The following is a 22,369-nucleotide window of genomic DNA, read 5'->3' as shown; positions in this document are numbered from 1 at the left end:
AACCATGCCAAGACGTAGAGAAGTTCCCAAGCGCGATATTCTGCCTGATCCGAAATTCGGTAGCCAGGAAGTATCCAAGTTCATTAACGTGCTGATGACTGGCGGCAAGAAGTCTGTTGCTGAGCGTATCCTGTACGGCGCATTTGATCAAATCGCCCAAAAGAGCGGCAAGGATGCTCTTGAAGTGTTCACAGTAGCTATCAATAACCTGCGTCCGGTTGTTGAAGTGAAGAGCCGTCGTGTGGGTGGTGCAAACTATCAAGTGCCTGTTGAGGTGCGTCCTGCACGTCGTAGCGCCCTCGCGATGCGTTGGCTGCGTGATGCTGCTCGCAAGCGTGGTGAAAAGTCCATGGGTCTCCGTCTGGCAGCTGAGCTGGTTGAAGCATCCGAAGGTCGCGGCTCTGCCATGAAGAAGCGTGAAGAAGTGCACCGTATGGCTGAAGCCAACAAAGCCTTCTCGCATTTCCGCTTCTAAACAAGTTCATTAGTAAAGGTAATAGCTGTGGCTCGTAAAACCCCCATTAATCGCTATCGTAACATTGGTATCAGTGCTCACATTGATGCTGGTAAGACAACGACAACCGAGCGTATTCTTTTTTATACCGGTGTGAACCACAAGATTGGTGAAGTTCACGATGGTGCTGCTACCATGGACTGGATGGAGCAAGAGCAAGAGCGTGGTATTACCATCACCTCTGCTGCGACCACCGCGTTCTGGAAGGGGATGGGTGGTAACTATCCTGAGCATCGTATCAATATCATTGATACCCCTGGGCACGTTGACTTCACGATTGAAGTTGAGCGCTCCATGCGTGTTCTGGATGGTGCCTGCATGGTTTACTGTGCGGTGGGTGGTGTGCAGCCTCAGTCTGAAACTGTATGGCGTCAAGCGAACAAGTACGGTGTGCCTCGCCTTGCCTTCATCAACAAGATGGACCGTACCGGTGCCAACTTCTTCAAGGTGTACGATCAGCTGAAGACTCGCCTGAAGGCGAATCCTGTGCCTGTTGTCGTGCCTATCGGTGCAGAAGATACATTCACTGGTGTGGTTGACCTGCTCAAGATGAAAGCGATCATCTGGGATGAGGCTAGCCAGGGCACCAAGTTCACGTATGAAGAGATCCCCGCAGACTTGCTGGCTGAATGCCAGAAGTGGCGTGAAAATATGGTGGAAGCAGCTGCTGAAGCCAATGAAGATCTCATGAACAAGTATCTGGAATCTGGCGAGTTGTCCGAAGAGGAAATCGTCAAGGGCTTGCGCGACCGTACAATCGCCAACGAAATCCAGCCTATGCTGTGCGGTACTGCGTTCAAGAACAAGGGCGTTCAGCGCATGCTGGATGCTGTGATTGATTTCTTGCCATCGCCAGTGGATATTCCTCCAGTGACCGGTGAGTTGGAAAATGGCACCCAGGCTGAACGTAAGGCAGATGATGCTGAGAAGTTCTCTGCGCTTGCATTCAAGATCATGACAGACCCGTTTGTAGGTCAGCTGATTTTCTTCCGCGTCTACTCTGGCGTGGTGAATTCGGGTGATACTGTTTACAACTCGGTGAAGGGCAAGAAGGAACGTCTTGGCCGTATTCTGCAGATGCATGCCAATCAGCGTGAGGAAATCAAGGAAGTTCGCGCTGGTGACATCGCGGCCGCAGTGGGTCTGAAGGACGCTACTACCGGTGATACCCTCTGTGATCCGGATAATGTGATTATTCTGGAACGCATGGTATTCCCTGAGCCAGTGATTCACGTGGCTGTTGAGCCCAAGACCAAGGCTGACCAAGAGAAGATGGGTATTGCCCTGAATCGTTTGGCCCAGGAAGATCCTTCTTTCCGTGTGCGCACTGACGAAGAAACCAATCAAACCATTATTTCCGGTATGGGTGAGTTGCACCTGGAAATTCTGGTGGATCGTATGCGCCGTGAATTCAACGTTGAAGCTAACGTTGGTGCGCCTCAGGTTGCGTATCGCGAAGCGATCAAGAAGAAAGTCGAAGTGGAAGGCAAGTTTGTTAAGCAGTCCGGTGGTAAGGGTCAATACGGTCACGTATGGATCACCATGGAGCCTAACGAAGCTGGCAAGGGTTACGAGTTCGTGGATGCCATCAAGGGCGGTACCGTTCCTCGTGAATTCATTCCTGCAGTTGACAAGGGTCTTCGTGAGACGATTCCTGCAGGTATTTTGGCTGGCTTCCCTGTTGTTGATGTCAAGGTAACCCTGTTCGATGGTTCTTACCATGATGTTGACTCGAACGAAAACGCCTTTAAGATGGCTGCTTCGATCGCGTTCAAGGATGGTATGCGTAAAGCAGATCCTATCCTGCTCGAGCCTATGATGGCGGTGGAAGTTGAAACACCTGAAGACTACATGGGTGATGTGATGGGTGACTTGTCCTCACGTCGCGGCATGATTCAGGGTATGGAAGACAGCCCGAGTGGCAAGATTATTCGCGCTGAAGTTCCTCTTGCTGAGATGTTTGGTTACTCGACCGTTGTGCGTTCTCTGTCACAAGGTCGCGCCAGCTACAGCATGGAGTTCAAGCACTACTCGGAAGCTCCAAGAAACGTCGCAGAAGCGATTATCAACAAGAAATAATTGAATATTAGTTGGATTAATAAAGGAAACGGTAATGGCAAAAGGTAAATTTGAGCGGACGAAGCCGCACGTCAACGTAGGCACGATTGGTCACGTTGACCATGGTAAGACGACGCTGACAGCGGCGATCACGACAATTCTGTCGAAGAAGTTTGGTGGTGAAGCCAAGGCATACGACCAGATCGATGCAGCGCCAGAAGAAAAGGCACGTGGTATTACCATCAACACAGCGCACGTTGAATACGAAACTGCAACTCGCCACTACGCTCACGTAGACTGCCCAGGCCACGCCGACTATGTTAAGAACATGATTACCGGTGCTGCGCAGATGGACGGCGCGATTCTGGTCTGTTCCGCTGCTGACGGCCCTATGCCACAAACGCGTGAGCACATCCTGCTGGCCCGTCAGGTTGGCGTACCTTACATCGTCGTGTTCATGAACAAAGCTGACATGGTTGATGATGCTGAGCTGCTTGAGCTGGTTGAAATGGAAATCCGCGAACTGCTCTCCAAGTACGACTTCCCAGGCGATGACATCCCTGTGATCAAGGGTTCCGCCCTGAAGGCACTGGAAGGCGACCAATCCGAAATCGGCGAACCTGCCATCTTCCGTTTGGCAGATGCGCTGGACAGCTACATCCCAACCCCAGAGCGTGCTGTTGACGGCACCTTCCTGATGCCAGTGGAAGACGTATTCTCCATCTCTGGTCGCGGTACTGTGGTAACTGGTCGTATCGAGCGTGGTATTGTGAAGGTTGGTGATGAAATCGAAATCGTTGGTATCAAGCCAACCCTGAAGACCACCTGCACCGGCGTAGAAATGTTCCGCAAGCTGCTGGACCAAGGTCAAGCAGGCGACAACGTTGGCGTACTGCTGCGTGGTACCAAGCGTGAAGAAGTTGAGCGTGGTCAAGTATTGGCCAAGACCGGTTCGATCAAGCCACACACCAAGTTCAGCGCAGAAATCTACGTGCTGGGCAAGGATGAAGGCGGCCGTCACACCCCATTCTTCAATGGCTACCGTCCACAGTTTTACTTCCGTACCACTGACGTAACTGGTGCAGTAGAGCTGCCAGCTGGTACCGAAATGGTAATGCCAGGCGACAACGTATCCATCACGGTGGCACTGATTGCCCCGATCGCGATGGAAGACGGTCTGCGCTTTGCTATTCGTGAAGGTGGCCGTACCGTTGGTGCCGGCGTCGTCGCGAAAATTATTGAGTAATTAATACTTGTCAGGCCGCAAGCTTATGCTTGCGGCCTTTTTGTTCTTTAGAAATATCGCTCTTTAAGGAAAGTAACATGGCTGCTCAAAAAATCCGTATTCGCCTCAAAGCATTTGACTATCGTCTGATCGATCAGTCCGCTCTTGAAATCGTAGAAACTGCAAAGCGCACCGGCGCAGTTGTCAAGGGCCCAGTTCCTTTGCCTACCCGTATTGAGCGTTTTGACTTGCTGCGTTCTCCTCACGTCAACAAGACTTCGCGTGACCAATTCGAAATTCGTACCCATCAGCGCTTGATGGACATTGTTGATCCTACGGATAAAACAGTGGACGCACTGATGAAGCTGGATCTGCCAGCAGGTGTTGATGTAGAAATCAAGCTGTAATTTACAACAGTAAGTTGTGTTTGGTTGCAGGCTCGGATATAATCCCGGGCTTGCATTAAAAATCGGCCGATCAATTGTAATCGGCCTTTTAATTATTATAAGGAAATGATCATGAGCTTAGGGCTTATTGGTCGCAAGGTGGGTATGACCCGCGTATTTACCGATGAAGGCGAAAGCATTCCGGTAACTGTGCTGGAAGTTGTACCAAACCGTGTGACACAAGTTAAGACGCCGTCTAGCGACGGCTATGCTGGTCTCCAGGTTGCGCATGGTGAGCGTCGTGCTAGCCGTGTAACCAAGGCGCTGGCTGGTCACTATGCCAAGGCTGGCGTTGCTGCCGGTTCTGGTATCAAAGAATTCGCTGTTGCTGAAGATGTTCTGGCCAACTATGCCGTTGGCGGTCAGATCACTGTTGAGCTTTTCCAGGCTGGTCAGTACGTTGACGTTACTGGCGTTTCGCTTGGTAAGGGTTTTGCTGGTGCAATCAAGCGCCACAACTTCAGTTCTAACCGTGCCTCTCACGGTAACTCCCGTTCGCATAATGTTCCCGGCTCTATCGGTATGGCGCAGGATCCAGGTCGTGTATTCCCTGGTAAGCGTATGCCTGGTCATCTGGGTGCTGTGAAGACTACCGTTCAAAATCTGCAAATCGTTCGCGTTGATGCTGAGCGTAATCTGTTGCTGATTAAGGGTGCTGTTCCAGGATCCAAGGGTGGCGACGTAGTGGTTCGTCCCGCTGTTAAGGCAGGTGCATAATGGAACTCAAGTTAATCGATAAAAATGGTAAGCCGGCCAAAAGCGGCGTTGAAGTTTCCGAAGTAACTTTCGGTCGCGAATTCAACGAAGCCCTGGTGCATCAAGTAGTTGTTGCATATCAGGCAAATGCGCGTACTGCGACGCGTGCACAATTGGGTCGTGGCACAGTTAGCCACACTACCCATAAGCCATGGAACCAAAAAGGTACTGGCCGTGCACGTTCGGGTATGAGCTCCAGCCCAATCTGGCGTGGAGGCGGTCGCGCTTTCCCAAATAGCCCTGACGAAAACTTCAGCCACAAGGTTAACCGCAAGGTTTACCGTGCTGGTATGCGCTCCATCCTGTCCGAACTGGTTCGTCAGGATCGTTTGAGCGTGATTGAAGAGTTTGTGGTTGAGACTCCAAAAACCAAAGCTCTGGTCGAAAAGATCAAGGGTCTGGGTTACGGTGAGGGTGTTCTGGTGTTGGTGGATGGTTTTGATGAAAACCTGTACCTCTCCGCACGCAACCTGCCTAACGTTCTGGTTATTGAAGCTCAATACGCTGATCCTGTCAGTCTGGTTCGCTTCCCAAATGTGGTAGCTACCAAGGCTGCAGTCAAGAAATTAGAGGAGATGCTGGCATGAGCGCAAATCTGAACCAGATCGCTACTCAAGATCGTTTGCTGCAAGTCATCCTGGCTCCGCAAATCACGGAAAAAGCAACGTACGTTGCCGACAAAAACCAACAGATCGCATTCAAGGTGCGTACTGACGCAACCAAGCCTGAAATCAAGGCTGCGGTTGAACTGGTTTTCAAGGTTGAGGTTGCTGCTGTTACTGTTGCCAATGTTAAGGGCAAGGTAAAGCGCGCAGGCCGTGTGCTGGGTCGTCGTAAGGACTGGAAAAAGGCTTATGTAAGCCTGAAGCCAGGCCAAGAAATTAACTTTGCAGCAGGCGAATAGGAGATATTATGGCACTGATTAAAGTCAAGCCGACTTCCCCTGGCCGTCGCGCAGTCGTTAAGGTTGTTACACCTGAGTTGCACAAGGGTAAGCCTTACGCGCCTCTGCTGGAGAAGCAAAGCAAAAAAGCTGGTCGTAACAATAACGGCCATATTACGACGCGTCACCAAGGTGGCGGTCACAAGCAACATTACCGCGTGATTGACTTCCGTCGCAACAAGGACGGCATTGTCGCCAAGGTTGAGCATCTGGAATACGATCCAAACCGTAGCGCGCATATCGCTCTGCTGGTTTATTCGGATGGTGAGCGTCGTTACATCATTGCTCCACGTGGCGTTTCCGCTGGTGCGCAACTGGTAAGTGGTTCTGATGCTCCGATCAAAGTGGGTAATGCATTGCCTCTGCGCAATATTCCCGTTGGTAGCACGATTCACTGCGTAGAAATCATGCCTGGTAAGGGCGCGCAAATTGCTCGCTCTGCAGGTACTTCGGTGCAGCTTCTTGCTCGCGAAGGTAGCTATGCTCAGTTGCGTCTCCGTTCCGGCGAAGTTCGTCGCGTTCACGTGGATTGCAAAGCGACCATTGGTGAAGTGGGTAACGAAGAGCATTCATTGCGTTCCATCGGTAAAGCTGGTGCGATGCGTTGGCGCGGTGTTCGTCCTACCGTTCGCGGTGTGGTAATGAACCCTGTTGATCACCCGCACGGTGGTGGTGAAGGTAAGACCGCTGCTGGTATGAATCCAGTAAGCCCATGGGGTACGCCTACCAAGGGTTATCGTACACGTAGCAACAAGCGCACCGACAACATGCGCGTAAGCCGTCGTCCGGCTAATAAGAGGTAAGGAAAATGGCACGTTCAATTAAAAAAGGCCCATTTATTGATGGGCACTTGGCTAAGAAGGTGGAAGTGGCTGTTGCTGCTCGCGATAGAAAGCCAATCAAGACTTGGTCTCGTCGCTCCACCATTCTTCCTGATTTTATTGGTCTGACGATCGCTGTGCACAATGGCCGCCAACACGTGCCAGTGCTGATCTCGGAAAACATGGTAGGCCACAAGCTCGGCGAATTCGCGCTGACCCGTACGTTCAAGGGTCACGCTGCCGATAAAAAAGCCAAGAAGTAGGAGATGACGATGCAAGTATCCGCAGTATTAAAAGGTGTTCATCTGTCCCCGCAAAAGGCTCGCTTGGTTGCTGACCTGATTCGCGGCAAGAAAGTTGATTACGCACTCAATATTCTGAATTTCACACCTAAAAAGGGTGCTGAGATCATCAAGAAGGTTGTTGAGTCCGCTATCGCTAACGCTGAACACAACGAAGGTGCCGATATCGATGAGTTGAAGGTCACTTCAATCTACGTTGACAAGGGCATCGTTCTTAAACGTATTCGTGCGCGTGCCAAAGGTCGTGCTGGACGGATTATTAAGCCTACATGTCACATTACAGTGACTGTTGGTAATTAAAGGAATCGTTATGGGTCAGAAAATTCATCCGTTTGGTTTCCGTCTGAGTGTCCAGAAAAACTGGTCATCTCGTTGGTACGCCAACAGCAAGAACTTCCCAGCTATGCTGAATAGCGACATCAAGGTGCGTGACTTCCTCAAGAAGAAGCTCTCGCACGCTGCTGTCAGCAAGATCGTGATCGAGCGTCCTGCAAAGAACGCAAAGATCACCATTTACAGTGCACGTCCAGGTGTGGTGATTGGTAAAAAGGGTGAGGATATTGAATCCTTGCGCTCCAGCCTGCAAGGTTTGATGGGTGTTCCAGTTCACTTGAACATCGAAGAAGTGCGCAAGCCTGAAATTGACGCAACACTGATCGCTGAGAGCATTGCTCAACAGCTTGAGAAGCGTGTGATGTTCCGCCGTGCAATGAAGCGTGCAATGCAAAACGCGATGCGTCTGGGTGCTCAAGGCATCAAGATCATGAGCTCGGGTCGTTTGAACGGTATCGAAATCGCGCGTACTGAGTGGTATCGCGAAGGCCGTGTGCCATTGCATACTCTGCGTGCTGATATCGATTACGGCGTAGCTGAGGCTAAAACCACCTACGGTATCATCGGCATCAAGGTGTGGGTATTCAAGGGCGAAGTGTTTGGCACTCATGCCGAACAGCAAGCCGCAGTACCTGCTGAACCAGAAAAGAAAGTAAGAAAGTCGGGGGCGAAAAATGCTGCAGCCAGCTAGACAGAAATTCCGTAAACAGCAGAAGGGCCGTAATAAAGGCATTGCTACTACCGGTAACAAGGTGAGCTTTGGTGAGTTTGGTCTGAAAGCTGTTGGCCGTGGCCGTTTGACTGCGCGTCAAATTGAGGCTGCTCGTCGTGTGATGACACGTCACATCAAGCGTGGTGGTCGTGTCTGGATCCGTATTTTCCCCGACAAGCCAATCTCCAGCAAACCTGCTGAAGTTCGTATGGGTAACGGTAAAGGTAGTCCGGAGTACTTCGTTGCTGAAATTCAACCGGGCAAGATGTTATACGAGATGGATGGTGTGAGTGAGCAGTTGGCCCGCGAAGCGTTCCGCTTGGCGGCAGCTAAGTTGCCAATCGAAACTACTTTCACAACTCGTCATATCGGGAGTTAAAGATGAAAGCTAGTGATTTAAGAAACAAGTCTGTTGATGAGTTGAACAATGAGTTGATCGACCTGCGTCGCGCTCAATTCTCCTTGCGTATGCAATTGTCTACTCAGCAATTAAACAAAGTTGATCAGGTAAGCAAGGTTCGTCGCGATATCGCTCGTGTACGTACCGTGCTGGCTGAAAAAGCTAAGCAAGCTTAAGGTGAGTAGATGATGACCGATACACAAGCAGATAAAGTTGTACGCAGTCTGACTGGTCGCGTAGTCAGCGACAAAATGGACAAGACCGTAACCGTATTGGTGGAGCGCAAGGTTAAGCACCCACTGATCGGTAAGGTAGTTCGCCGTTCCAACAAGTTCCATGCGCACGATGAAAACAACGAGTGCAAGGAAGGCGACCTGGTAGTGATTGAGGAAAGCCGTCCGCTTTCCAAGACCAAGACCTGGAAAGTCAGCAAGATTGTAGAAAAAACACGCAACATATAATTTATATTGCATCCCGTCTGGGATGCAATATATAATGACGGACTTTTTGGCGCCCATGCAAGCTGGCGCCCCAATACTGACCGTAGTGCTGTCGGCCGTGATGCTCGCGGCCGGTGTTGGTTTAACGGATTAAGTTGGAGATTATTCTCATGATTCAAATGCAATCTCGGCTGGATGTTGCCGATAATACTGGTGCGCGTTCCGTAATGTGTATCAAGGTGTTGGGTGGCTCCAAGCGTCGTTACGCCGGTATCGGTGATGTGATCAAGGTCACTATCAAGGATGCTGCGCCCCGCGGTCGTGTTAAAAAAGGCGAGGTATATAGTGCCGTAGTGGTTCGTACCACTAAGGGTGTTCGTCGTCCAGATGGTTCTCTGGTGAAGTTTGATGGCAATGCAGCGGTATTGCTTAACAACAAGCTCGAGCCTATCGGTACGCGTATTTTCGGGCCTGTGACCCGTGAGCTTCGTGGTGAGCGTTTCATGAAGATCGTGTCTCTAGCCCCAGAAGTCTTGTAGGAGCGTTGAGATGAGTAAGATTCGCAAAGGTGACGAAGTAATTCTGAATACTGGCAAGGATGCAGGCAAGCGCGGTACCGTACTGCGCATCCTGGATTCTGGCAAAGTGGTAGTTGAAGGCGTTAATTTGGTTAAGAAGCATGCCAAGCCAAACCCAATGCGTGGTGTGGCTGGCGGTATCATCAGCAAGGAAATGCCTGTTGATGTATCGAATGTTGCTTTATTTAACCGCGCCACCCAAAAAGGTGATCGCGTGGGTTTCAAGACACTGGATGATGGCCGCAAGGTCCGTGTTTTCAAGTCCAGCGGCGAAGTTGTGGACGCGTAAGGGTTAATCATGGCTCGTTTAAAAGATTTTTATAAAGATACTGTGGTCAAGTCTATGACCGAGCAGTTCGGCTACACCTCGCCAATGCAAGTTCCACGCATTGAGAAGATCACTCTTAATATGGGTGTTGGTGAAGCGGTTGCTGACAAGAAGGTAATGGAAAACGCCGTTGGCGACATGGAAAAGATTGCTGGTCAAAAAGCGGTCATCACCAAAGCCCGTAAGTCCATTGCATCATTCAAGATTCGTGATGATTATCCTGTTGGCTGCAAAGTCACCTTGCGTCGTGAGCGTATGTATGAATTCCTGGATCGTTTGATTACAGTGGCTATCCCACGTATTCGTGACTTCCGTGGTATTTCCGCAAAGTCGTTTGACGGTCGCGGTAATTACAACATGGGTGTGCGCGAGCAGATTATTTTCCCTGAAATCGAGTACGACAAGATTGATGCTTTGCGTGGTATGAACATCACCATCACGACAACAGCAAAAACCGATGAAGAAGCGCGTGCACTGCTTGCAGCGTTCAACTTCCCGTTTAGGAACTGAGGCTAACAATGGCTAAAACCTGTTTGATTGAACGCGAACAAAAACGTCGCGATACAGTAGAAAAATTTGCCGCCAAGCGCGCTGAATTAACTGCTGCTATGAATAATGCTGCAGCGAGTCCTGAAGAGCGTCGTGCTGCACGCCTTAAGCTGCAAAGTCTGCCACGTAACTCCAGTCCAGTTCGCCTGCGTAACCGCTGTGCATTGACTGGTCGTCCTCGTGGTGTGTTTAGTAAGTTTGGTATTGCGCGCGGCAAGCTGCGCGAATTGATGATGCGTGGCGAAGTGCCAGGCGTTACAAAAGCCAGCTGGTAACGGAGGAATTAGACGATGAGTATGAGTGATCCGATTGCCGATATGCTGACGCGCATTCGTAATGCGCAGAGCACCAACAAGCAAACTGTTTCTATGCCTTCTTCCAAATTGAAGGGCGCTATTGCTAGCGTTCTGAAAGATGAAGGTTATATCGATGATTTTGCGGTGCAGTCTGTAGATGGCAAACCACAATTGAATATCAGCCTCAAGTACTATGCTGGTCGCCCGGTGATTGAGAAGATTGAGCGCGTAAGCCGCCCTGGTCTTCGTATCTACCGTGGCAACCAGGATATTCCTGTGGTAATGAATGGTCTTGGTGTGACTATCGTGTCTACATCCAAGGGTGTGATGACTGATCGTAAAGCGCGTGCTGCCGGTGTTGGCGGCGAAGTGCTCTGCGTAGTAGCTTAAGGAGAATACTATGTCTCGTGTAGCTAAAAACCCAGTCGCTATTCCTGCCAAGGTTGAAGTTGCATTGACTGCAAGCAACATTGCGGTCAGCGGCCCTCTGGGTAAGCTGAATCAAGCACTGACTGGTGCAGTTAATATTGTTCGCGAAGGTGACAATCTGACATTCGCTGCAGCTAATGACAGCCAGCACTCACGTGCAATGTCAGGCACTGTACGTGCCCTGGTGGCCAACATGGTGCAAGGTGTGTCGCAAGGGTTTACCCGCAAGCTTAATCTGGTTGGTGTGGGCTATAAGGCCCAGGCGCAAGGCGCTACTCTTAATCTGGATCTGGGTTTTTCCCATCCGATTAACCACAAGATGCCAGAAGGTGTGACCGTGCAGACGCCAACTCAAACCGAAATCTTGTTGACAGGTGTCGACAAGCAGGTTGTTGGTCAGGTGGCTGCCCAGATTCGTGCATATCGTTCACCAGAGCCTTATAAGGGCAAGGGTGTTCGTTATTCCGATGAAGTGGTCACTATCAAAGAAACCAAGAAGAAGTAAGGTTTAAGCCATGAATAACGTAAATTCACGCCTGCGTCGTGCACGTAAAACCCGTGCCAAAATCGCAGAATTAAAGGTAACGCGTTTGAGCGTTCATCGCAGTAATGGCCATATTTATGCCCAAATCATTGCGGAAACCGGTGACAAGGTATTGGCAAGTGCCTCTACTGTTGAGGTGGAAGTTCGCAAAGATATCAAGAATGGTGGGAATGTGGCTGCTGCTGCCGTGATCGGTAAGCGTATTGCTGAAAAGGCGAAGGCTGCCGGCATTACTTCTGTGGCTTTTGACCGTTCGGGTTACAAATACCACGGCCGTATCAAAGCGCTGGCTGATGCTGCGCGCGAAAACGGTCTGTCCTTCTAATTACGAGGTTGATGATGGCTAAAGATATTGAACAACAGCAAACCGATGGTTTGCGCGAGAAAATGATCTCGGTCAACCGCGTCACTAAAGTGGTTAAGGGCGGTCGTATCATGTCCTTCGCTGCACTGACAGTGGTTGGTGATGGCGACGGTGCCGTTGGCATGGGCAAGGGCAAGGCACGTGAAGTTCCAGTTGCTGTGCAAAAGGCAATGGATGAAGCACGTCGCGGTATGGTTAAGGTAAGTTTGAATAACGGTACGCTGCATCATGCAGTTACCGGTGTTCACGGTGCTGCCAAGGTATTCATTCAGCCAGCTTCTGAAGGTACCGGCATTATTGCTGGTGGCGCAATGCGCGCTATCTTTGAAGTGATGGGCATTACCAACGTGTTGGCTAAGTGCATTGGTTCTACCAATCCTTACAACGTTGTGCGTGCTACATTAAATGGTTTGCAGTCTATGAATACCCCGGCTGAAGTTGCTGCAAAACGCGGCAAGACCGTCGAAGAAATCAGAGGTTAATCATGGCTAAGGCAAAAAAAGCAGCAGCTACAGTAAAAGTGACTTTGGTAAAAAGTACCATTGGCCGTATTCAATCGCATCGTGCATGTGTTCGCGGCTTGGGTATTCGTCGTCTGCATCAAACCGTTGAAGTGCTGGATACCCCAGCAAATCGCGGCATGATCAATACAGTCGGCTATCTGTTAAAGGTTGAAGCATAATGAAACTGAATTCCATCAAGCCCGCTGAAGGCAGCAAGCACGCCAAGCGTCGTGTTGGCCGCGGCATTGGTTCTGGCCTGGGTAAGACTGCAGGTCGTGGTCACAAGGGTCAAAAGTCCCGTACTGGTGGTTTCCACAAGGTGGGTTTTGAAGGCGGTCAAATGCCTATTCAACGCCGTCTGCCAAAGCGTGGTTTCAATTCCCTGACCAAGGCTGATACTGCTCACGTGCGTACCAGCGAACTGGACAAGGTTCAAGCTGACGTAGTGGATCTGCTGGCATTGAAGCAAGCCAATGTAATCCCTGGTTCTGCTCGTGCTGCAAAAGTTTATCTTTCTGGCGATCTTTCCCGTGCGATCACTGTGCAGGGTTTATTGCTGAGTAAAGGCGCCAAGGCTGCAGTTGAAGCCGCTGGCGGCAAGATCGTAGAGTAATTGCAAGTTGGCTAAAGATAATATTTTAGGTGCGGTAAGCAAGACCAGTGAGCTGAAAAGCCGCTTGCTGTTTGTGCTTGGTGCCCTCGTTGTCTATCGCCTAGGTGCGCACATTCCGGTTCCAGGTATTGATCCGGATGTGCTTGCCAAGTTATTTGAATCGCAAAGCGGTGGCATTCTGGGCATGTTCAACATGTTCTCAGGTGGCGCTCTTTCCCGCTTTACTGTATTCGCGCTGGGTATCATGCCTTACATCTCGGCATCCATCATCATGCAATTGCTGACGGTGGTTTCCCCGCGTATGGAACAGTTGAAGAAGGAAGGTGAAGCTGGGCGTCGCCAAATTACCAAATACACACGCTACGGCACTGTGTTCCTGGCTACTTTCCAGGCTTTGGGTATTGCGATTGCTCTTGAAGGTCAAGCAGGGTTGGTATTGGATCCTGGCCTGATGTTCCGATTCACAGCCGTGATTACCTTGGTAAGCGGCACTATGTTCCTGATGTGGCTGGGTGAGCAGATTACCGAGCGCGGAATTGGTAATGGTATTTCAATTATCATTTTTGCAGGTATCGTCGCTGGCTTGCCGCATGCGATTGGTGGAACATTGGAATTGGCCCGTACAGGTGCATTCTCCATACCTCTGGTGATCTTCCTGTTTGCCGCTGCTGTGCTGGTAACTGCATTTGTAGTGTTTGTAGAGCGTGGTCAACGCAAGATCACGGTGAACTATGCCAAGCGTCAAGTTGGCCGCAAAGTGTTTGGTGGGCAGACAAGTCATTTGCCATTGAAGCTCAATATGGCGGGCGTCATTCCTCCGATCTTTGCTTCAAGCATTATCTTGTTCCCTGCCACCATGGCTGGTTGGTTTGGAAGCAGTGAGAATTTTTCCTGGCTTAAGGATATTGGTACTACCTTATCGCCTGGTCAGCCGCTTTACATTATTTTCTTCGCTACAGCGATTGTGTTTTTCTGCTTCTTCTATACGGCATTGGTATTCAATCCAAAAGAAACAGCAGATAACTTGAAGAAGAGTGGTGCTTTTGTCCCAGGTATTCGTCCTGGTGACCAAACCGCCAAATATATTGATCGCATCATGGGTCGTTTGACTTTAGTGGGTGCTCTTTATATTACTGCCGTATGTTTATTGCCTGAGTTCCTGATACTGAAATGGAACGTGCCGTTTTACTTTGGTGGGACTTCGCTGCTGATTATCGTGGTTGTGACGATGGATTTCATGACTCAGGTTCAAGCGCATTTGATGTCCAATCAATACGAAGGCTTACTCAAGAAAGCCAATTTTAAAGGCGGTGCGGGTATTACTCGCTAAACAGGCGCAGGTAGCAGCATGGCAAAAGAAGACAGAATCGAGATGCAAGGCGAGGTTCTTGAGAACCTTCCGAATGCAACGTTTAGAGTTAAGCTGGAAAACGGTCATGTAGTGTTGGGTTATATCTCTGGGAAAATGCGTATGCACTACATCCGCATTCTTCCAGGGGACAAAGTAACAGTTGAAATGACCCCCTACGATTTATCGCGTGCGCGGATTATTTTCCGCGCCAAATAAAGTTTTTGCGAAGAGGTGAAATATGAGAGTTCGTGCTTCAGTCAAGGCGTTATGCCGTAATTGTAAAGTGGTTCGTCGCCGTGGTGTGGTACGTATTATTTGTACTGATCCACGTCACAAGCAGCGCCAAGGTTAATCAGGCAACGCAAATTAGTTGTGAAATCAGCGAATACGATTGTTAAAACTCGGACAAGCTGTTAAAATTTTGGGCTTTTTTGGCGATTTGTAAAAAAATTAAATGCGCCATTATTTTGGAGTAGGTACATGGCTCGTATAGCAGGGGTAAACATCCCAAATCATAAGCACACTGAAATCGCATTAACTTCGATTTACGGTGTGGGTCGTAACACTGCGAAGCAGATTTGCTTGGCTGCTGGCGTTGCTGGCACTGCCAAGATTAAAGATCTGAATGATGCAGAAGTTGAAAAGCTGCGTGACGAAGTCGCTAAGCTCAAAGTTGAAGGTGACTTGCGTCGTGAAGTTACCATGAACATTAAGCGTCTGATGGATTTGGGCTGCTATCGCGGTGTACGTCATCGCCGTGGCCTGCCAGTCCGTGGTCAGCGCACCAAGACCAATGCGCGCACACGCAAGGGTCCTATTAAGCCTATTAAGGCATCCAAGTAAGGAATAATGCAACATGGCTAAAGCTAACGTACGCGTACGCAAGAAAGTCAAAAAGAACATTGCCGAGGGCATTGCCCACGTGCACGCTTCTTTTAACAACACGATTATTACGATTACTGATCGTCAGGGTAATGCCTTGTCTTGGGCGACTTCTGGTGGTGCAGGTTTTAAGGGTTCACGTAAAAGTACTCCTTTTGCAGCACAGGTTGCAGCTGAAGCCGCCGGCAAGGCAGCTCAGGAATGCGGCGTGAAGAACCTTGAAGTTCGTATCAAGGGCCCAGGTCCAGGTCGCGAATCTGCTGTTCGCGCACTGAACGCTGTTGGCTTTAAAATCACCAGCATTTCTGATGTGACGCCAGTCCCACATAACGGCTGCCGTCCACCCAAAAAGCGCCGCATCTAAGCCGCGCCTGATAGAACTAGGAGAATACCTTGGCTAGAAATCTTGATCCAAAGTGCCGTCAGTGCCGCCGCGAAGGCGAGAAGCTTTTCCTGAAAGGTGAAAAGTGCTTCACTGACAAATGCGCGATTGAAAAGCGTAACTTCCCACCTGGTCAGCATGGTCAGCGCCGTAATCAGCGCTTGTCCGACTACGGTGTGCAATTGCGTGAAAAGCAAAAAGTACGTCGTATCTATGGCATCCTCGAAGGCCAATTCCGCAGCTACTACGCTGAAGCTGATCGCCTGAAGGGCATCACCGGTGAAAACCTGCTGCAATTGCTGGAATGCCGTCTGGATAACGTTGCATACCGTATGGGTCTCGGTTCTTCCCGTACTGAAGCGCGTCAAATCGTTCGCCACAACAGTATCCTGGTTAACGGTAAGCGCGTAAATATTCCTTCATATCAGGTTCGTCCTGGTGATGTGGTGCAGGTTGCAGAGGCTTCCAAGTCGCAACTGCGTATCAAGGGTGCTCTGGAAGCTGCTGAACAGCGTGGTTTCCCCGAGTGGCTCGAAGTTGATGTCAAGGCTCTGAAGGGTACCTTCAAAGCCAAGCCTCAGCGTGATGAACTGCCTGCTACCATTAACGAATCGCTCGTGGTTGAACTTTACTCTAAGTAATCCAGGGCCGTAAGGAACATTATGCAAAACAGTCCTACCGAATATTTGAAGCCTCGCGTTGTTGACGTTGAAGTTATTTCGCCGGTGCGTGCACGGGTGACGCTTGAGCCGATGGAGCGTGGCTTTGGTTATACGCTGGGTAATGCGTTGCGCCGCGTATTGCTTTCTTCCATTCCTGGCTTTGCTATTACTGAAGTCAAAATTGATGGTGTGGTGCACGAATATTCCACACTGGATGGCGTGCAGGAAGATGTAGTGGACATTCTGCTGAATCTGAAGGGTGTTGCCCTGAAGTTGAACAGCAAGTCAGAAACTACTCTGACCCTGAAAAAGTCGGTTGAAGGTGTTGTTACTGCCGGTGATTTCGATACCGGTCACGATGCTGAAATCGCTAATCCAGGTCATGTCATTGCGCACCTGACCAAGGGTGGCAAGATCGATCTTGAAGTCAAGGTTGAAATGGGCCGTGGCTATCAGCCAGTTCCAGCTCGCCAGAAGACAGATGAAGACCGCGTGCTGGGCTTTATCATGGTGGATGCCTCGTTCAGCCCAATCAACAAGGTAAGCTACCATGTTGAAAGCGCTCGTGTTGAACAGCGTACGGATCTGGACAAGCTGATCATGGACGTTGAAACCAACGGCGTGGTTGAGCCTGAGCAAGCTATTCGTGATGCAGCGCGTATTCTGATGGGTCAGCTGTCTGTATTCGCTGATCTGGAAGGTGCTCCAACCGAAGTTGAAGTAAAGCACACGCCACAGGTTGATCCTATCCTGTTGCGTCCAGTTGATGATCTGGAATTGACTGTTCGCTCGGCAAACTGCTTGAAAGCAGAAAATATTTATTACATTGGTGACTTGATTCAGCGCGGTGAAAACGAGCTGTTGAAGGCACCTAATCTGGGCCGCAAATCTCTGAACGAGATTAAGGACGTGTTGGCTTCCAAAGGGCTGACACTGGGCATGAAACTTGAAAACTGGCCACCTGTTGGCCTGGAAAAAGCATAACAGCAAAGGTGTGAGGGTATCACTATGCGTCATCGCAACAGCAATCGTAAATTAAACCGCACCAGCAGCCATCGTCAGGCAATGTTGCGGAACATGGCCACTTCACTGCTGCGCCATGAAGTTATTAAAACAACCTTACCCAAGGCTAAGGAGTTGCGTCGTGTCGCTGAGCCACTCATTACTTTGGGCAAGAATGCTACTCTGGCAAACCGCCGTCTGGCATTTAGTCGCCTTCGTGACCGTGATATCGTTGGTAAATTGTTCAATGAACTCGGCCCACGTTATCTGACACGCAATGGTGGTTATTTGCGTATTCTGAAGTGCGGTTTCCGCGTTGGTGACAATGCGCCTATGGCACTGGTTGAATTGGTTGACCGTCCAGATCTGAGCACTGAAGCTGTTGTTGCTGAGTAATTAGTGACAACATAGCTGTAAAAAAGGCCGGTTTCCCCGGCCTTTTTTATTGGGCGCTCTCAATGAGATGTGTGATCTCATTGGCAGAAAATGGCCAGTACAGGCTGGTTTTATCGGCGAAGGTAAGAACGGGAATCTGGAGGCTGTAAGCATTCATTAATTCTTCGTCGTCGATAATATCGATGTAATGGAATGTGATATTGGCATATGGCAAAGTTGCCTCGGTTATCAATTCAAGTGCCTTATCGCACAAATGGCAACCTTCTGTACCGTAGAGTTTCAATTGAATCATGCGCTTGTATTCGTCATTGGGATGGAGTGGTGGCAGATTGCCTTGGGTAATGAATTTAAGGTTTTCGTTAACTTTAAAAAGCTCCATAATATCGAAGTTGCATGATGGACGCATAGGTTACCTGCATAGTGCAGGCTGGATTTTCCTGATGTATTAAGTATTTCTTGGCGGGCTTTAAAGAATGGCTGATATTCAAGAATCAAAAGAAAGCTTGCAGGAAAGTTTACAGCAGGTCATTACCCTGCTGAGCAAACATCGGTTGGTCGAAGACCTGATCCATAAGCAGGATATGCCCAAGCAGCAGCTGGTTGAGACCCTGGTTCATAAACAGAACCTGGCCGAGCTGCAGAAAAAACTGGATGCCCTGCACCCGGCTGACGTTGCATACATCCTTGAAGCCCTGCCTCTTGAGCAGCGTCTGGATGTATGGGAGCTGGTCAAGGCTGAGCGTGATGGCGAAATCCTTCTTGAAGTATCCGATGCTGTCCGGCAAACCCTCATTGCCGACATGGACAGCGACGAACTGCTCGCAGCGGCTGAGCAGCTGGATACTGACGAGCTGGCCGATCTGGCCCCTGATCTCCCGAAAGATGTGCTGCAAGAGCTTCTGGATAGCCTGGACATCCGCAATCGTGAACGCCTGCAGTCCGCGCTGGGTTACGAGGATGACACAGTAGGCGCGCTCATGGACTTTGATATCGTCACTATCCGTGAAGACATCACCCTGGAAGTCGCCTTGCGCTATCTGCGCCGTATTGGTGGTTTGCCAGACCATACCGACAAACTGTTTGTGGTCGATCGCTATGACATCTTGCGCGGGGTCCTGCCGCTGAAGCGCATGGTGGTGAATGATCTTGATGCCGAAGTGGCTGACATCATGGCCGATGATGCAGTGGTGTTTCACCCGGAAGATGAAGCCGATGAAGCCGCGAAGGCGTTCGAACGCTATGACCTGGTCACCGCGCCCGTGGTGGATGCCAATAACAAGCTGGTTGGGCGTTTAACGGTGGATACTGTCATGGATTACATCCGTGAAGAAGCGGAAAGCGACATGCTCTCGATGGCCGGTTTGCGCGAGGAAGAGGATCTGTTCTCGTCCGTGTGGAAGTCGGTGCAAAACCGTTGGACCTGGCTGGCCATCAATCTCGTCACAGCGTTTGTAGCTTCGCGCGTTATTGGCATGTTCGAAGATTCCATTGAGAAAATCGTAGCCTTGGCGGCTCTCATGCCTATCGTGGCTGGTATAGGTGGCAACTCCGGCAATCAGACAACGACGATGATTGTGCGCGGCTTGGCGTTGGGCCAGATTGCTTCACACAATATGAAGTCATTGCTCAAGAAAGAGTTGGGTGTCGCTCTGCTCAATGGTCTTCTCTGGGGCAGTGTGCTGGGCGTGGTGGCGTATGCGCTTTATCACAACATTGCGCTCGGGTTGGTCATGACCGGGGCGATGACCTTGAATCTATTACTGGCTGCCATCATGGGTGTCATGATTCCTCTGGTCATGACCAAGGTTGGCCGTGATCCCGCAGTGGGGTCAAGCGTATTGATTACTGCCATGACCGATAGCGGTGGCTTCTTTATTTTCCTGGGACTCGCGACGATTTTCTTGTTATGAATAGTGACATGCAGCAACTCTGGACGGAGTTTCTTGCCGATCTGGCGACTCCGGCATTTACCTGGCAAGTGGGGATCATCATTGCCGGCTTGCTTTTTGCGTGGTCCATGAATGGAGCCCTGCGGGCTTACGTCATGCGCAAGGCCCCTGAAACCTGGAAAGTCGGCATTGGCGGTATCAACAGAGTGCTGTTCCCGCTGACTTCCCTCATCTTCATCTATATTAGCGAATTGATTTTGAAGCATTGGCAGCATACCAGCATGCTGTTGATCGCTATGAATCTGCTGGTGGCCATGGCCGTTATCCGGCTGGTGGTCTATGCCTTGCGTTATGTGTTTTCCCCCAGTGCCTGGGTAAGCACCATGGAAAATGCAATCTCGAGCACAGTGTGGCTGGTTCTGGCGCTCCATGTCAGTGGCATTCTGCCTGAAATACTGCACACGCTTGAAGATGTCAGTTTCAATATCGGCAAGAGCAAAATGAATCTGCTGCTGCTGATACAAGGCTTGCTAACCGTACTGATCACCCTGTTTATCGCGCTCTGGTTAAGTCGCTGGTTGGAAAATCGCCTGATGCGGGCTCAGCAGATCAATATGAATGTGCGCGTGGTATTGAGCAAGCTGATCAGGATAGGACTTTCGTTTATCGCTATCCTGATGGCGCTGTCAGCGGTGGGGCTGGATATCACATTGCTGTCGGTGTTTGGCGGCGCGCTTGGTGTTGGCCTCGGTTTCGGCCTGCAAAAAATCGCCAGCAATTACGTGAGCGGTTTTATCATTTTGCTTGATCGCTCCATGCACATGGGTGACGTGATTACGGTGGATGCCCATTATGGCGTGGTGAGTGAAATGCGCTCCCGTTACATGGTGCTGCGCAAGCTGGATGGCACCCAGGTGGTGATTCCGAATGAAACACTGATCACCAGTGCGGTTATCAATCACTCTTATAGCGAACGCAAGGCGCAGGTCAAAATGCCTTTGCAGGTGAGTTACGAGAGCCCGTTGGAAAGAGCCATGGAGATCATGCAACATGCTGCCATGGCACAAGATCGCGTGATGCAAGACCCGCTGCCGGATGTCAAGATTGCCGGCTTTGGCGAGAGTGGCATTGATCTCACCCTGACGTTCTGGATACCCGATCCTGAAGAGGGCTCTGGGCGGCTGCAATCCGATATTTACCTGGATATCTGGCGCGCATTCCAGAAGAACAACATCAGTATTCCATATCCGCAGCGCGAAGTGCGTATACTGAATGCTGGGACGCCGACAATCCCTGCTGCTCAAGGATAAGTTCTCGTCCGTTCGCTAGTTGGTTATATAAAGGAAATCCTCATGACATTCTGGATGTTTGACTTGCCATGGTGGGGCTACATTCTGGTGGCTTTGGGTCTCACCCATATTACGATTGCTGCCGTCACCATTTACCTCCATCGTTGCCAGGCCCATCGTGCGCTGGATTTGCATCCCATCGTGAGCCATTTCTTCCGCTTCTGGTTATGGATGACCACCGGCATGGTGACCAAGGAGTGGGCCGCCATTCATCGCAAGCATCATGCGCATTGCGAGACGGTGAATGATCCTCACAGTCCGCAGATCCTCGGTATCAAGAAAGTGTTGTGCGAGGGTGCCGAGCTTTACCGCAAAGAAGCGGCCAATGAGGAAACCCTGCAGAAATATGGCAGTGGCACACCCGATGACTGGATGGAGCGTCATGTCTACAGTCGTCACAGTGGCCTTGGCATACGTTTGATGCTGATCATCGACGTGCTGCTGTTTGGCCCACTCGGACTCACGATCTGGGCGGTGCAGATGGCCTGGATTCCCTTAACCGCCGCAGGCATTATCAATGGGCTGGGCCACTACTGGGGTTATCGTAATTTTGCAGCGGCAGATGCCAGTACTAATCTCGTTCCTTGGGGCATCATCATCGGTGGTGAAGAGCTGCATAACAATCACCATGCCTATGCCAGTTCCGCACGTTTATCCAGCAAGTGGTATGAGTTTGATATAGGCTGGATGTATATCCGCCTCATGCAGATGAGTCGCCTGGCCAAGGTCAAGAAAATAGCGCCCAAGGTCAAATTTGACTGGGCCAAGACGCGTTGTGATCTCGATACCTTGCAAGCCGTCATTACCCACCGCTTCGATGTCATGGGCAAGTATGGCGTGATGCTCAAGCAGGCTTACAAGGAAGAGATCAGCAAGATTCGTCTCGCTTATCAGCAGCACGGCCACGAAACGACCGTACTTGAGCGTTTGCGTCATTGGCTGCATCTGGATGCCAAGGATCTCGAAGTGCAGGACAAGCAAGCGCTGGAGCAGGCCCTGACGCATAGCGTGCGGTTGCAAACCATCTATCAGCTCAAGCAGGAGCTGGCGCAAGTGTGGGCACGCTCCACAGCCTCGCAGGAGCAATTGCTGAAGGGGCTTGAGGACTGGTGCCAGCGCGCCGAGAAAAGTGGCATAGCGGCGCTGGAAGAGTTCTCACGGCGCCTGCGTTGCTATCGCATGGCGTAGATGTGGTGGGGTGCCATCATTGTTGCCCTTCCAAAGCCATATAATGAGGCTCGCTAAATAAAACGCCGACTGATGGTTTAAATGCGCCAGTCAATAAAAAAGCCCGCATAAGCG

At 50.4% G+C, this 22,369-nt stretch carries 36 protein-coding genes; 35 read left to right on the top strand and 1 reads right to left on the bottom strand.

Going from position 1 to position 22,369, the window contains the following annotated elements; genetic code table 11:
* Positions 1 to 4: 4 nt before the first annotated feature.
* The 32 genes from rpsG to rplQ all read left to right on the top strand — a co-directional run bounded on the left by rpsG (position 5) and on the right by rplQ (position 17,829).
* Complete coding sequence (rpsG, locus tag ACWWD9_RS12855) at positions 5 to 475, top strand: 30S ribosomal protein S7 (protein WP_013441126.1); 471 nt, start codon at positions 5 to 7, stop codon at positions 473 to 475.
* A gap of 27 nt (positions 476 to 502) precedes the next feature.
* Positions 503 to 2,593: an elongation factor G gene (gene fusA / locus ACWWD9_RS12850; RefSeq protein ID WP_013441127.1), complete on the top strand. Its 2,091-nt coding sequence runs from the start codon at positions 503 to 505 to the stop codon at positions 2,591 to 2,593.
* Positions 2,594 to 2,627: 34 nt separating this feature from the next.
* Positions 2,628 to 3,818, top strand: a complete 1,191-nt coding sequence (tuf, locus tag ACWWD9_RS12845) for an elongation factor Tu (protein ID WP_013441116.1) — start codon at positions 2,628 to 2,630, stop codon at positions 3,816 to 3,818.
* Between the two features lie 77 nt (positions 3,819 to 3,895).
* Positions 3,896 to 4,204, top strand: coding sequence for a 30S ribosomal protein S10 (rpsJ, locus tag ACWWD9_RS12840; protein WP_013441128.1), 309 nt, complete (start codon positions 3,896 to 3,898; stop codon positions 4,202 to 4,204).
* Positions 4,205 to 4,315: 111 nt separating this feature from the next.
* Entirely contained in the window at positions 4,316 to 4,960 is a 645-nt protein-coding gene (gene rplC, locus ACWWD9_RS12835) for a 50S ribosomal protein L3 (protein ID WP_013441129.1), read from the top strand.
* Positions 4,960 to 5,586: a 50S ribosomal protein L4 gene (gene rplD / locus ACWWD9_RS12830; RefSeq protein ID WP_455867240.1), complete on the top strand. Its 627-nt coding sequence runs from the start codon at positions 4,960 to 4,962 to the stop codon at positions 5,584 to 5,586. Before rplC ends, rplD begins: the two co-directional genes overlap by 1 nt.
* Entirely contained in the window at positions 5,583 to 5,903 is a 321-nt protein-coding gene (rplW, locus tag ACWWD9_RS12825) for a 50S ribosomal protein L23 (RefSeq protein WP_015829261.1), read from the top strand. The genes rplD and rplW overlap by 4 nt, the downstream gene beginning before the upstream one ends.
* Positions 5,904 to 5,911: 8 nt before the next feature.
* Positions 5,912 to 6,745 (top strand): 50S ribosomal protein L2, encoded by an 834-nt coding sequence (gene rplB, locus ACWWD9_RS12820; protein WP_013441132.1) that lies wholly within the window; start codon positions 5,912 to 5,914, stop codon positions 6,743 to 6,745.
* Positions 6,746 to 6,750: 5 nt separating this feature from the next.
* Positions 6,751 to 7,026: a 30S ribosomal protein S19 gene (gene rpsS / locus ACWWD9_RS12815; RefSeq protein ID WP_013441133.1), complete on the top strand. Its 276-nt coding sequence runs from the start codon at positions 6,751 to 6,753 to the stop codon at positions 7,024 to 7,026.
* 9 nt (positions 7,027 to 7,035) lie between these two features.
* On the top strand, positions 7,036 to 7,365 hold the full coding sequence (rplV, locus tag ACWWD9_RS12810) for a 50S ribosomal protein L22 (RefSeq protein WP_015829262.1): 330 nt from the start codon (positions 7,036 to 7,038) through the stop codon (positions 7,363 to 7,365).
* 10 nt (positions 7,366 to 7,375) lie between these two features.
* The gene (rpsC, locus tag ACWWD9_RS12805; RefSeq protein ID WP_013441135.1) at positions 7,376 to 8,089 is read left to right on the top strand and encodes a 30S ribosomal protein S3; all 714 of its coding nucleotides are present in this window, start codon (positions 7,376 to 7,378) and stop codon (positions 8,087 to 8,089) included.
* Complete coding sequence (gene rplP / locus ACWWD9_RS12800) at positions 8,073 to 8,489, top strand: 50S ribosomal protein L16 (RefSeq protein WP_013441136.1); 417 nt, start codon at positions 8,073 to 8,075, stop codon at positions 8,487 to 8,489. The genes rpsC and rplP overlap by 17 nt, the downstream gene beginning before the upstream one ends.
* Before the next feature lie 2 nt (positions 8,490 to 8,491).
* Positions 8,492 to 8,686 carry a 50S ribosomal protein L29 gene (rpmC, locus tag ACWWD9_RS12795; protein ID WP_013441137.1) on the top strand — a complete coding sequence of 65 codons (195 nt, stop codon included), beginning with the start codon at positions 8,492 to 8,494 and terminating at the stop codon, positions 8,684 to 8,686.
* A 9-nt stretch (positions 8,687 to 8,695) separates the two neighbouring features.
* The gene (rpsQ, locus tag ACWWD9_RS12790) at positions 8,696 to 8,971 is read left to right on the top strand and encodes a 30S ribosomal protein S17 (protein ID WP_013441138.1); all 276 of its coding nucleotides are present in this window, start codon (positions 8,696 to 8,698) and stop codon (positions 8,969 to 8,971) included.
* A 149-nt stretch (positions 8,972 to 9,120) separates the two neighbouring features.
* Positions 9,121 to 9,489 (top strand): 50S ribosomal protein L14, encoded by a 369-nt coding sequence (gene rplN, locus ACWWD9_RS12785; protein ID WP_013441139.1) that lies wholly within the window; start codon positions 9,121 to 9,123, stop codon positions 9,487 to 9,489.
* A gap of 10 nt (positions 9,490 to 9,499) precedes the next feature.
* Positions 9,500 to 9,817 (top strand): 50S ribosomal protein L24, encoded by a 318-nt coding sequence (gene rplX / locus ACWWD9_RS12780; RefSeq protein WP_013441140.1) that lies wholly within the window; start codon positions 9,500 to 9,502, stop codon positions 9,815 to 9,817.
* A 9-nt stretch (positions 9,818 to 9,826) separates the two neighbouring features.
* Positions 9,827 to 10,366, top strand: coding sequence for a 50S ribosomal protein L5 (gene rplE, locus ACWWD9_RS12775; RefSeq protein ID WP_013441141.1), 540 nt, complete (start codon positions 9,827 to 9,829; stop codon positions 10,364 to 10,366).
* A gap of 8 nt (positions 10,367 to 10,374) precedes the next feature.
* The gene (gene rpsN, locus ACWWD9_RS12770; protein WP_013441142.1) at positions 10,375 to 10,680 is read left to right on the top strand and encodes a 30S ribosomal protein S14; all 306 of its coding nucleotides are present in this window, start codon (positions 10,375 to 10,377) and stop codon (positions 10,678 to 10,680) included.
* Between the two features lie 15 nt (positions 10,681 to 10,695).
* Positions 10,696 to 11,091 carry a 30S ribosomal protein S8 gene (rpsH, locus tag ACWWD9_RS12765; RefSeq protein WP_013441143.1) on the top strand — a complete coding sequence of 132 codons (396 nt, stop codon included), beginning with the start codon at positions 10,696 to 10,698 and terminating at the stop codon, positions 11,089 to 11,091.
* Positions 11,092 to 11,101: 10 nt separating this feature from the next.
* On the top strand, positions 11,102 to 11,635 hold the full coding sequence (rplF, locus tag ACWWD9_RS12760) for a 50S ribosomal protein L6 (protein ID WP_013441144.1): 534 nt from the start codon (positions 11,102 to 11,104) through the stop codon (positions 11,633 to 11,635).
* A gap of 10 nt (positions 11,636 to 11,645) precedes the next feature.
* Positions 11,646 to 11,999 (top strand): 50S ribosomal protein L18, encoded by a 354-nt coding sequence (gene rplR / locus ACWWD9_RS12755; RefSeq protein WP_013441145.1) that lies wholly within the window; start codon positions 11,646 to 11,648, stop codon positions 11,997 to 11,999.
* 14 nt (positions 12,000 to 12,013) lie between these two features.
* Positions 12,014 to 12,520 carry a 30S ribosomal protein S5 gene (gene rpsE / locus ACWWD9_RS12750; protein WP_013441146.1) on the top strand — a complete coding sequence of 169 codons (507 nt, stop codon included), beginning with the start codon at positions 12,014 to 12,016 and terminating at the stop codon, positions 12,518 to 12,520.
* A gap of 2 nt (positions 12,521 to 12,522) precedes the next feature.
* Positions 12,523 to 12,720: a 50S ribosomal protein L30 gene (gene rpmD / locus ACWWD9_RS12745; protein WP_013441147.1), complete on the top strand. Its 198-nt coding sequence runs from the start codon at positions 12,523 to 12,525 to the stop codon at positions 12,718 to 12,720.
* The gene (rplO, locus tag ACWWD9_RS12740) at positions 12,720 to 13,154 is read left to right on the top strand and encodes a 50S ribosomal protein L15 (RefSeq protein WP_013441148.1); all 435 of its coding nucleotides are present in this window, start codon (positions 12,720 to 12,722) and stop codon (positions 13,152 to 13,154) included. The genes rpmD and rplO overlap by 1 nt, the downstream gene beginning before the upstream one ends.
* Positions 13,155 to 13,161: 7 nt before the next feature.
* Positions 13,162 to 14,484, top strand: coding sequence for a preprotein translocase subunit SecY (gene secY, locus ACWWD9_RS12735; protein ID WP_013441149.1), 1,323 nt, complete (start codon positions 13,162 to 13,164; stop codon positions 14,482 to 14,484).
* A gap of 18 nt (positions 14,485 to 14,502) precedes the next feature.
* The gene (gene infA, locus ACWWD9_RS12730; protein WP_011478668.1) at positions 14,503 to 14,721 is read left to right on the top strand and encodes a translation initiation factor IF-1; all 219 of its coding nucleotides are present in this window, start codon (positions 14,503 to 14,505) and stop codon (positions 14,719 to 14,721) included.
* A gap of 22 nt (positions 14,722 to 14,743) precedes the next feature.
* The gene (rpmJ, locus tag ACWWD9_RS12725) at positions 14,744 to 14,857 is read left to right on the top strand and encodes a 50S ribosomal protein L36 (RefSeq protein WP_013147060.1); all 114 of its coding nucleotides are present in this window, start codon (positions 14,744 to 14,746) and stop codon (positions 14,855 to 14,857) included.
* A gap of 128 nt (positions 14,858 to 14,985) precedes the next feature.
* On the top strand, positions 14,986 to 15,348 hold the full coding sequence (rpsM, locus tag ACWWD9_RS12720) for a 30S ribosomal protein S13 (protein ID WP_015829265.1): 363 nt from the start codon (positions 14,986 to 14,988) through the stop codon (positions 15,346 to 15,348).
* 13 nt (positions 15,349 to 15,361) lie between these two features.
* Positions 15,362 to 15,751, top strand: coding sequence for a 30S ribosomal protein S11 (rpsK, locus tag ACWWD9_RS12715; protein WP_011478671.1), 390 nt, complete (start codon positions 15,362 to 15,364; stop codon positions 15,749 to 15,751).
* Positions 15,752 to 15,780: 29 nt separating this feature from the next.
* On the top strand, positions 15,781 to 16,410 hold the full coding sequence (rpsD, locus tag ACWWD9_RS12710) for a 30S ribosomal protein S4 (protein ID WP_013441151.1): 630 nt from the start codon (positions 15,781 to 15,783) through the stop codon (positions 16,408 to 16,410).
* 21 nt (positions 16,411 to 16,431) lie between these two features.
* Positions 16,432 to 17,415 carry a DNA-directed RNA polymerase subunit alpha gene (locus ACWWD9_RS12705; protein ID WP_013441152.1) on the top strand — a complete coding sequence of 328 codons (984 nt, stop codon included), beginning with the start codon at positions 16,432 to 16,434 and terminating at the stop codon, positions 17,413 to 17,415.
* 24 nt (positions 17,416 to 17,439) lie between these two features.
* Positions 17,440 to 17,829, top strand: coding sequence for a 50S ribosomal protein L17 (gene rplQ, locus ACWWD9_RS12700; RefSeq protein ID WP_015829266.1), 390 nt, complete (start codon positions 17,440 to 17,442; stop codon positions 17,827 to 17,829).
* Positions 17,830 to 17,875: 46 nt separating this feature from the next.
* On the opposite strand, the gene ACWWD9_RS12695 is transcribed toward rplQ, so the two are convergent.
* Positions 17,876 to 18,208, bottom strand: coding sequence for a glutaredoxin family protein (locus tag ACWWD9_RS12695; RefSeq protein ID WP_455867239.1), 333 nt, complete (start codon positions 18,206 to 18,208; stop codon positions 17,876 to 17,878).
* A gap of 94 nt (positions 18,209 to 18,302) precedes the next feature.
* Here ACWWD9_RS12695 and mgtE point away from each other — a divergent pair, with 94 nt between their 5' ends.
* The 3 genes from mgtE to ACWWD9_RS12680 are packed head-to-tail and all read left to right on the top strand — an operon-like array spanning position 18,303 to position 22,255.
* Positions 18,303 to 19,739: a magnesium transporter gene (gene mgtE / locus ACWWD9_RS12690; protein WP_013441155.1), complete on the top strand. Its 1,437-nt coding sequence runs from the start codon at positions 18,303 to 18,305 to the stop codon at positions 19,737 to 19,739.
* Positions 19,736 to 21,028: a mechanosensitive ion channel family protein gene (locus ACWWD9_RS12685; RefSeq protein WP_455867238.1), complete on the top strand. Its 1,293-nt coding sequence runs from the start codon at positions 19,736 to 19,738 to the stop codon at positions 21,026 to 21,028. Before mgtE ends, ACWWD9_RS12685 begins: the two co-directional genes overlap by 4 nt.
* A gap of 42 nt (positions 21,029 to 21,070) precedes the next feature.
* Positions 21,071 to 22,255, top strand: a complete 1,185-nt coding sequence (locus tag ACWWD9_RS12680; protein ID WP_455867237.1) for a DesA family fatty acid desaturase — start codon at positions 21,071 to 21,073, stop codon at positions 22,253 to 22,255.
* Positions 22,256 to 22,369: the final 114 nt, after the last annotated feature.

The organism is Methylovorus sp. SPW-M1 (assembly GCF_053848825.1).
This window is presented reverse-complemented; position numbering and strand designations above follow the sequence as displayed.

Excerpts from the sequence above, each read along its gene's own strand:
- rpsG (WP_013441126.1), top strand. The coding sequence starts at position 5 with ATGCCAAGACGTAGAGAAGTTCCCAAGCGCGATATTCTGCCTGATCCG.
- tuf (WP_013441116.1), top strand. The coding sequence starts at position 2,628 with ATGGCAAAAGGTAAATTTGAGCGGACGAAGCCGCACGTCAACGTAGGC.
- rpsJ (WP_013441128.1), top strand. The coding sequence starts at position 3,896 with ATGGCTGCTCAAAAAATCCGTATTCGCCTCAAAGCATTTGACTATCGT.
- rplC (WP_013441129.1), top strand. The coding sequence starts at position 4,316 with ATGAGCTTAGGGCTTATTGGTCGCAAGGTGGGTATGACCCGCGTATTT.
- rplD (WP_455867240.1), top strand. The coding sequence starts at position 4,960 with ATGGAACTCAAGTTAATCGATAAAAATGGTAAGCCGGCCAAAAGCGGC.
- rplW (WP_015829261.1), top strand. The coding sequence starts at position 5,583 with ATGAGCGCAAATCTGAACCAGATCGCTACTCAAGATCGTTTGCTGCAA.
- rplB (WP_013441132.1), top strand. The coding sequence starts at position 5,912 with ATGGCACTGATTAAAGTCAAGCCGACTTCCCCTGGCCGTCGCGCAGTC.
- rpsS (WP_013441133.1), top strand. The coding sequence starts at position 6,751 with ATGGCACGTTCAATTAAAAAAGGCCCATTTATTGATGGGCACTTGGCT.
- rplV (WP_015829262.1), top strand. The coding sequence starts at position 7,036 with ATGCAAGTATCCGCAGTATTAAAAGGTGTTCATCTGTCCCCGCAAAAG.
- rpsC (WP_013441135.1), top strand. The coding sequence starts at position 7,376 with ATGGGTCAGAAAATTCATCCGTTTGGTTTCCGTCTGAGTGTCCAGAAA.
- rplP (WP_013441136.1), top strand. The coding sequence starts at position 8,073 with ATGCTGCAGCCAGCTAGACAGAAATTCCGTAAACAGCAGAAGGGCCGT.
- rpmC (WP_013441137.1), top strand. The coding sequence starts at position 8,492 with ATGAAAGCTAGTGATTTAAGAAACAAGTCTGTTGATGAGTTGAACAAT.
- rpsQ (WP_013441138.1), top strand. The coding sequence starts at position 8,696 with ATGATGACCGATACACAAGCAGATAAAGTTGTACGCAGTCTGACTGGT.
- rplN (WP_013441139.1), top strand. The coding sequence starts at position 9,121 with ATGATTCAAATGCAATCTCGGCTGGATGTTGCCGATAATACTGGTGCG.
- rplX (WP_013441140.1), top strand. The coding sequence starts at position 9,500 with ATGAGTAAGATTCGCAAAGGTGACGAAGTAATTCTGAATACTGGCAAG.
- rplE (WP_013441141.1), top strand. The coding sequence starts at position 9,827 with ATGGCTCGTTTAAAAGATTTTTATAAAGATACTGTGGTCAAGTCTATG.
- rpsN (WP_013441142.1), top strand. The coding sequence starts at position 10,375 with ATGGCTAAAACCTGTTTGATTGAACGCGAACAAAAACGTCGCGATACA.
- rpsH (WP_013441143.1), top strand. The coding sequence starts at position 10,696 with ATGAGTATGAGTGATCCGATTGCCGATATGCTGACGCGCATTCGTAAT.
- rplF (WP_013441144.1), top strand. The coding sequence starts at position 11,102 with ATGTCTCGTGTAGCTAAAAACCCAGTCGCTATTCCTGCCAAGGTTGAA.
- rplR (WP_013441145.1), top strand. The coding sequence starts at position 11,646 with ATGAATAACGTAAATTCACGCCTGCGTCGTGCACGTAAAACCCGTGCC.
- rpsE (WP_013441146.1), top strand. The coding sequence starts at position 12,014 with ATGGCTAAAGATATTGAACAACAGCAAACCGATGGTTTGCGCGAGAAA.
- rpmD (WP_013441147.1), top strand. The coding sequence starts at position 12,523 with ATGGCTAAGGCAAAAAAAGCAGCAGCTACAGTAAAAGTGACTTTGGTA.
- rplO (WP_013441148.1), top strand. The coding sequence starts at position 12,720 with ATGAAACTGAATTCCATCAAGCCCGCTGAAGGCAGCAAGCACGCCAAG.
- infA (WP_011478668.1), top strand. The coding sequence starts at position 14,503 with ATGGCAAAAGAAGACAGAATCGAGATGCAAGGCGAGGTTCTTGAGAAC.
- rpmJ (WP_013147060.1), top strand. The coding sequence starts at position 14,744 with ATGAGAGTTCGTGCTTCAGTCAAGGCGTTATGCCGTAATTGTAAAGTG.
- rpsM (WP_015829265.1), top strand. The coding sequence starts at position 14,986 with ATGGCTCGTATAGCAGGGGTAAACATCCCAAATCATAAGCACACTGAA.
- rpsK (WP_011478671.1), top strand. The coding sequence starts at position 15,362 with ATGGCTAAAGCTAACGTACGCGTACGCAAGAAAGTCAAAAAGAACATT.
- ACWWD9_RS12705 (WP_013441152.1), top strand. The coding sequence starts at position 16,432 with ATGCAAAACAGTCCTACCGAATATTTGAAGCCTCGCGTTGTTGACGTT.
- rplQ (WP_015829266.1), top strand. The coding sequence starts at position 17,440 with ATGCGTCATCGCAACAGCAATCGTAAATTAAACCGCACCAGCAGCCAT.
- ACWWD9_RS12695 (WP_455867239.1), bottom strand. The coding sequence starts at position 18,208 with ATGGAGCTTTTTAAAGTTAACGAAAACCTTAAATTCATTACCCAAGGC.
- mgtE (WP_013441155.1), top strand. The coding sequence starts at position 18,303 with ATGGCTGATATTCAAGAATCAAAAGAAAGCTTGCAGGAAAGTTTACAG.
- ACWWD9_RS12685 (WP_455867238.1), top strand. The coding sequence starts at position 19,736 with ATGAATAGTGACATGCAGCAACTCTGGACGGAGTTTCTTGCCGATCTG.
- ACWWD9_RS12680 (WP_455867237.1), top strand. The coding sequence starts at position 21,071 with ATGACATTCTGGATGTTTGACTTGCCATGGTGGGGCTACATTCTGGTG.